Source organism: Candidatus Ancaeobacter aquaticus (assembly GCA_030765405.1).
GTDB lineage: Bacteria > Auribacterota > Ancaeobacteria > Ancaeobacterales > Ancaeobacteraceae > Ancaeobacter > Ancaeobacter aquaticus.
The window spans coordinates 1-5,827 of record JAVCCP010000070.1 but is presented as its reverse complement, the minus strand read 5'-3'; the positions used below and the strand labels follow the sequence as shown (position 1 = coordinate 5,827).

8 protein-coding genes are annotated in these 5,827 nt (G+C 34.0%); 7 read left to right on the top strand and 1 reads right to left on the bottom strand.

Going from position 1 to position 5,827, the window contains the following annotated elements; all coding sequences use genetic code 11:
- Nucleotides 1–142: 142 nt before the first annotated feature.
- Nucleotides 143–502 (top strand): CoA-binding protein, encoded by a 360-nt coding sequence (locus P9M13_09400; GenBank protein ID MDP8263496.1) that lies wholly within the window; start codon nucleotides 143–145, stop codon nucleotides 500–502.
- 115 nt (nucleotides 503–617) lie between these two features.
- Here the strand turns inward: P9M13_09400 and P9M13_09395 are convergent, their stop codons facing one another.
- Nucleotides 618–878, bottom strand: a complete 261-nt coding sequence (locus tag P9M13_09395; protein MDP8263495.1) for a DUF2442 domain-containing protein — start codon at nucleotides 876–878, stop codon at nucleotides 618–620.
- A gap of 674 nt (nucleotides 879–1,552) precedes the next feature.
- Here P9M13_09395 and P9M13_09390 point away from each other — a divergent pair.
- The 6 genes from P9M13_09390 to P9M13_09365 all read left to right on the top strand — a co-directional run.
- Nucleotides 1,553–1,969 (top strand): nucleotidyltransferase domain-containing protein, encoded by a 417-nt coding sequence (locus P9M13_09390; GenBank protein ID MDP8263494.1) that lies wholly within the window; start codon nucleotides 1,553–1,555, stop codon nucleotides 1,967–1,969.
- An 81-nt stretch (nucleotides 1,970–2,050) separates the two neighbouring features.
- Nucleotides 2,051–2,434 carry an HI0074 family nucleotidyltransferase substrate-binding subunit gene (locus tag P9M13_09385; protein MDP8263493.1) on the top strand — a complete coding sequence of 128 codons (384 nt, stop codon included), beginning with the start codon at nucleotides 2,051–2,053 and terminating at the stop codon, nucleotides 2,432–2,434.
- 116 nt (nucleotides 2,435–2,550) lie between these two features.
- Nucleotides 2,551–2,853, top strand: a complete 303-nt coding sequence (locus P9M13_09380) for a nucleotidyltransferase domain-containing protein (GenBank protein MDP8263492.1) — start codon at nucleotides 2,551–2,553, stop codon at nucleotides 2,851–2,853.
- Nucleotides 2,843–3,181: a DUF86 domain-containing protein gene (locus tag P9M13_09375; protein ID MDP8263491.1), complete on the top strand. Its 339-nt coding sequence runs from the start codon at nucleotides 2,843–2,845 to the stop codon at nucleotides 3,179–3,181. Before P9M13_09380 ends, P9M13_09375 begins: the two co-directional genes overlap by 11 nt.
- 80 nt (nucleotides 3,182–3,261) lie before the next feature.
- Nucleotides 3,262–3,450, top strand: a complete 189-nt coding sequence (locus P9M13_09370; GenBank protein ID MDP8263490.1) for a hypothetical protein — start codon at nucleotides 3,262–3,264, stop codon at nucleotides 3,448–3,450.
- A gap of 84 nt (nucleotides 3,451–3,534) precedes the next feature.
- Nucleotides 3,535–5,827: DUF6531 domain-containing protein (locus P9M13_09365; GenBank protein ID MDP8263489.1), on the top strand; the 2,293-nt coding region annotated here is incomplete at its 3' end.

Below are 5,827 nucleotides of genomic sequence, written 5' to 3'. Positions count from 1 at the left end.
GGTGTTGAAGTCGAAGCATAAGACAGAATAATGTGACACTCTCCAAACCGAAAGGGGAGAGTAACAGGGAACACAAAGCATGTCTAAGTGTGACGGCCATATTATATCTACTCGACTGAAATATGTTAAAAGAGGCAAATGTATGAAAGTAGCAGTGATAGGAGCTTCAAATAAACCTGAGAGGTATTCATATCAGGCAGTGACCCTCCTGCAAGAAAAAGGACATGATGTCTATCCTGTCCATCAGAGAGTAAAAGATATTGAGGGTGTTCCTGTATATTCTTCTATAAACGATATTGCTGATCAAATAGATACAATTACGCTCTATGTAGGTCCTGCTATATCTAACACCATTTTAGATGATATTATCTCGAAAAAACCGAGAAGGATAATATTAAATCCCGGCACAGAGAATTCCAATCTTGAATACAAAGCTAGAGCAGAAGGGATTAAAACCGTTCATGCCTGTACTCTCGTTATGCTCCGAACTAATCAATTTTAGCGGTCCTAGCGAGACACTCATTCTAAGTTGTTAGCATTAAAGTAGTTGCAATGCAATTACTTTAATAGTAGTTAGTGTTTTACGGTCGGGTACAGTGATTTGATAATAGAGTCTATTACTTGTATGTTAAAGGGTACTTTTCTGGATTGGTTAAAATTTCTATGGATAGGTCAATATCTAACTCGGGCCAGTATAGATGATGATTATGGAACAATTTTACGGTACTTATTGAGGATATTTTGGCGTTTTTAAACCAGGGATATTTCTCGAAGGGGAGAAAATATTCCGTTTCGTTTAATAAAATCCAAAAACCATGTTCAGAAATATTAGTTATCTCTGGTTTTAAGGTGCTCTTTCCATTTTTTAATAATTTCATTTTTATGTCTCTCTACAGTCTTTTGTAAAAAACTCAATTGTTTTTTGGAAAAACCTGAATAGTTTGCCAATGAAATTAACGGTTCTAACCAAAACTTTGCTTCTCCGTTCGGAGAAATAACGTGAATATGAACTCTTGGCTCCTCTCTGGAGAAAAAATAAAATCTATATTTTCCTTCTCTGAACACTGTAGGACTCAACTTAATCTACCTCCAACTAAATATGCTATCATAATTATAAATTAAATTTAACCTTTTTTTAAGTAAATTTAGGACGTTCTATTTTTTATTAACAAGATGCCATTTTCAAAATGGACAAATTGTCAATCTGACTTACAATTTACCCAAAGATCCTTTCGCCATCAAAATATTACCCCATTATCTTTAAAGTTTTCTCTTGAATCACAGCTCATAAATCGGGACACTCTTTTTGCTACTGTTTTTATTGTAGTGCGATAAAAAGCATTCAAACAACTATTTTTCAAGAAGGAAAGCCGCTTCGCGATAAACTTCACAAATAATATACGCGAATATATCGTTCAAAAGATGTTAATTTGTTGTCATACGAAGCTAACGCTCACGGCTATCTTATATTATTTTAAAGTGTACTTATATTATTGAGTTTTATATAATAATTCTAAACAAATAAGCGTAAAACAGTGTGAGATTGTTAGAAATGACACAAATTATAAAAGAATTGAAAGAAAAACTTGGTTCCTATTTTAAAAATAACAGCGAAATTGTTGCTGTTTTTCTTTTTGGTTCTCAGGTTAATGGGTTCACTCATAATAAAAGCGATATTGATATAGCTTTATTGCTTGAATCGTCTTCAGAGGTATCCCTCGAAAAGGAACTTGAATTATCAGTAGATATTACAAACAGGTTTGGAGGAAAAGAGATAGATCTTGTTATCTTAAATAAAGCTCCGATTATATTGTCATATAGAATAATCAGTCAAGGAGAGTTAATTTATGTGAAAGACGAATATAAATATGCTCAATTCAAAGAGAGAACATTGTTGAATTATTTCGATTTTAAATATGTTCACGATACGTATAATCGTGAGTTTGAGAAGGAGATGAGGTGTGGTTGACCGCGACATAATGAATAGAAAAATACAAATTATCCAATCAAACATGGAAAATGCTATCTAGTAAAACTGGAAAGGTGATTCATGAGCGAAGAGATTAGCTTTGCTTTAGAAAAGCTTGAGAATGCTATTAATAAACTTAAAGAGGGTGTTCTGTCAGCTGAATGTGAGCTGGAGAAAGATGGTGTGATTCACAGATTTAAAATTACATATGAATTATTGTGGAAAACTTTGAAAATATTTATTAAGGATCAAGGGATTGATGTAAAAACACCAAAAAAAACTTTGAAAGAAGCTTTTAGGCTTGGATGGATACATGGTGAGGATACGTTTCTCAATATGATGGAGGATAGGAATAAAACTTCCCATATATACAGTAAAGAGATTTCTGACGCGATATTCAGTAGGATTAAAGATATATATACTAAAGCAATTGAAGATGTGTTAAATACATTAAAGGGTAAGTAAATCGGGACACTCTTTTTGCTATCGCGGTTTTCGGTCATCGGCATAATGGAGTTAGATTTATATTTATTAGAAAATAAGAAAATGATATAATGTGTTTGGTTAGGAGATGTTTAGTTATGTTTGATATAGAATATTTCGAAGAAGAAATTAAACAAATATGTAGCGGGTTACATCTTAAAAAACTGGATCTATTTGGATCGGCTACGACCGATGACTTTGGTCCAAATAGTGACGTTGATGTAATCGTAGAATTTGAAAAGAATGAAAATTCTAACCGTTTTGACGATTATTTTGTCTTAAAAGAAAAACTGCAGAACGTTTTTCATCGCCAAATTGATATCATAATTGATGGCTCGGTCAAGAATCCTTATCTACAAGCAAGTATCGATCAAACAAGAAAAAACATATATGCTGCATGACATTAAGAAATATCTACACGATATTCAGCAATCTATTGAGGAAATAGAATCTTTTATAAAAGGCAAAAGTTACGAAGACCTCACAGAAGACTCTCTCCTGCAATCTGCCATTGAGAGAAAGTTCGAAATCATCGGAGAAGCGCTCTATAGGATAAAAAACGTTGATGAGGACTGTTTATCTAAGATCACAGATGGTCACAAGATTATTGGTTTTAGAAATGTTATTATCCACGGGTATGATATTGTTGATTCTAAAATAATCTGGGACGCTATAAAATTTAACCTACCAAAATTAAAATCTGAAATTAAGAATCTAATAAATATCTAACGAGGCTATTAAGCTAATTTAAAGAATCTATTTTGATATTTTTTAAGTGCTTTTGCAAACGAATAAAAGATGGAGAAAACGTGATAAAAAAGGTAGTGCGTAAATACAATTTGAATGATGATCAACAAAGAAAAGATGACTTGGAATATTGGTTATCGAAAACTCCAGAAGAACGTATTGAAGCAGTTCAAATCTTAAGGAGACGATATCATGGAAGTAGAGAAAGACTTCAAAGAGTTGTTAAAATTGTTCAACTTTTAGATATTTGATGTAGGAATAGATAAAGTTCTCAAGTTAAGTATCTTTTCTAAAAATGTAATTCAGGTAATTTAAAATTATTCGGTTGCTTTATAATGCCAATAAATCAAATAATAAAAACATTCTTTAACTCATTTATTATATCGTCTCTTATTATCAGTTTATGTTATCCACTTTCTGTCTATCCCTGCGATTTTACCGCTAAAGATGAGCCTAAAGGATTTACTGATCTCTCTTCAAAAGAAAAAGTGAATGTTTCGCAGGAATGGAAACCGTTTGAACGTGAAGAATTTGGAGATGAAGAAGACTTTGAAGATGAAGACTTTGAAGATGATGAATATGGAGAAGATGAAAAAGTCGCATTAAAGAAATTAAAAAAGCACATAAAGCCCATCAAAATATTGCGAGGGTCAACTCAGCAAGATCCCGTAAGTAAGTCAGGTGATAAGAAAACTGGGCAGACAAAAGTATCTGATCCAGTGGTAATTCCCACGGGAAATTATTTTGAATCTGTAACTGACCTTCCAGCTAACCGAACTGATACAGCGCTCTTATTCAAACGGTATTACAATAGCTTAAATTCAGTGGAAAAGGGATCTTTTGGATATGGCTGGAGCCATAGGTATGATATCCGTTTGGAAGAGAAAGAAAAAGGCGCAATAGTACATATGGGTACAGGTGAAAGTCATTACTACAAGAAGGATGGGAAGAAGTATGTTGCACCGAAAGGGGTATATAATGACCTTGTGAGAGGTAGAAAAGGTAATGTCTACTTAATAACGCCAGATAGAGTTACCTATGTCTTCGATTCCTCTTACCATAGGAACGTTACCTATATAAAAGACCTCAATGGCGTTCTTTTTACAATGAAATACAACAATATTACACAGAAGCTTGTAAAAGTTACAGACAGATACGGTGATTGGATAAAATTTAGCTATGATTTTAACGGTAAAATAAAAGAGATCAAAGACTCTGCGGGAAGAAAAGTAAAATACGTATGTAATTACACAGATGATATTTTGTTAGAGGTGCAGGGTGTTACCGGAGGTATTGTTCAATACAAATATGACAGAAACAAGAATATGGTAGAGAAGACCTATAGTGATGGGGTTAAACTTATCATGAGGTATGATGAGAAAAATCGTGTTATTGAGCAGGGAAATGAACAGGATCGATTGATGTACCGCTTTGTGTACGATGATCAGAAGAAAATCGTTACATTTTATGAGAGGGCAGTAAAGAGAACCCAGTCATATTACAATGATGATAATAAGATCGTTAAAGAGATTGATGCACTCGGTGGCGTTATTGATCGGAAGTATGATAAGGAAGGCAATGTTGCGTGTGTACTTGATAAGAATGGTGGTGAGTATAGTTATCGGTATAACGCCAGAGGTGATCTTATTATGATGGTTGATCCGCTAGGAAATGTTACCAGATATCGATATGATCGAAGGTCAAATAAACTGATAGTTGTAGAGAATGCTTTGGGAGTAACTACAGAGATGCTGCGTGATAAACAAGGCAATATTAGAAAGATAATTGAGGGAGATGGCGCAGTAACTGTTTTTAAGAATGATAGATATGGAATGCCCGTTATGATAACTGATCCTGTGGGTAAAAAGACGCAAATAAATTATGATAGCCGTGGATACATAAAAAGCGTAAAGAAAATGGGAGATGATGTGGGGCAGGGCATTGTTAGGTATTATAAAAGAGATGGTTTAGGCAATGTTATCTTATATACGGACCCTAATGGTAATAAAACTAAATATTGGTATGATGCGCGGCTAAATCTTAGAAAGATCATAAGAAAAACAAATAATGGTAAAGATGCCGTTATAAAGATGGAATACGATCAGTTTGATAATGTTGTTTCCATGAAAGACGCTAGGCGGAATATAACTCGATACACATACACTAAGGACTGGTGGAATAAACTAGCGGCAGTCATAAATACTGATGGGGTGAAAACACGGTATATATATGATATGTATGGAAAACTTTTGAAATACGTTAATGGGAAAGGTGCAGTAACGAAATATACGTATGATGATCTTGGGGAAATGATCAAAATGACTGATCCATTAGGTTTTTCGCAAACTTATGCATATGATCAAGGGGGGAATCTTATTGAGGTGGTAAATGGCAAAGGGGTAGCATTATGGTACAGCTATGATCCACTGGGAAGAATGATAAAAGCAACTGATGGCAACGGGAATGCTGTCGAGATGAAGTATGATGCGCTGAGTAATCTCTTAATGGTAAAAGATCCAAAGGGTGGAGAAGTTTTTTATCGGTACGATGTTCTTAACCGATTGATAAAACAAAGAGATCAACTGGATAATGAAAAGGTCTATTCTTATGATAAGGCGGGTAGTCTTT